The organism is Staphylococcus sp. EG-SA-2, from assembly GCF_017152085.1.
This window is the reverse complement of sequence record NZ_JACYHC010000292.1, coordinates 1-405: the sequence shown is the minus strand read 5'-3', so window position 1 is coordinate 405 and position 405 is coordinate 1. Positions and strand designations below refer to the sequence as shown.

The 405-nt window shown below is 32.3% G+C and carries 1 protein-coding gene; it reads left to right on the top strand.

Annotated elements, in window-relative coordinates; genetic code table 11:
- The coding region (locus IDG60_RS02785) for an ATP-binding cassette domain-containing protein (protein WP_206160476.1) at positions 1 to 369 on the top strand (369 nt) is incomplete at its 5' end.
- Positions 370 to 405: the final 36 nt, after the last annotated feature.

The window sequence follows — 405 nt, the reverse complement described above, 5'->3', positions numbered from 1 at the left end:
GAAGATGAACAAACAGAAACATTTTTACGTGGTTTCTTAGGTCGTATGTTATTTAGTGGTGAAGAAGTTAAGAAAAAAGCTAGTGTGCTTTCAGGTGGAGAAAAAGTACGTTGTATGCTAAGTAAAATGATGTTATCAAGTGCGAATGTACTTTTACTTGACGAACCTACTAACCACTTAGACTTAGAAAGTATTACTGCTGTCAATGATGGTCTTAAATCATTTAAAGGTTCTATCATCTTTACTTCTTATGACTTCGAATTTATCAACACGATTGCAAACCGTGTTATCGATTTAAATAAACAAGGCGGCGTTTCAAAAGAAATTCCATATGAAGAATACTTGCAAGAAATCGGCGTTTTAAAATAAACATAATATGTAGAATTTCTTTTCGAAAATCTCTGT